This is a genomic window from Campylobacter sp. US55 (assembly GCF_004378955.1).
Lineage (GTDB): Bacteria > Campylobacterota > Campylobacteria > Campylobacterales > Campylobacteraceae > Campylobacter_D > Campylobacter_D jejuni.
Genome location: NZ_RYYF01000035.1, coordinates 1 through 229, shown reverse-complemented (window position 1 = coordinate 229; position 229 = coordinate 1). Strand labels below are relative to the sequence as shown.

Sequence of the window (229 nt, the reverse complement as noted above, 5' to 3'; positions counted from 1 at the left end):
ATATATGAAAATTGCGCTAAAAGTCCTAAATTAAAATGTCTGTGTTTAAAAACATGTATAGGCTTAGAATCATCTTTTTGTTTATAATCATCACTTACCGCACTTCCTTCTGGAAGCTTATTTAGAACAAAAGCAATTAAAATCAAAATAACAATAGCAGCAATTCCTACATAAACAAGCTGAACATTACCCATATTGGCTAGCAATGCAGCTTCGATTTGCTCCGCAC

Annotated in this window: 1 pseudogene; it reads right to left on the bottom strand. The window is 32.8% G+C overall.

The features are described 5' to 3' along the window. Positions 1-229 (bottom strand): annotated as a pseudogene (locus ELQ07_RS08200) (glucose/galactose MFS transporter); the annotation flags it as partial.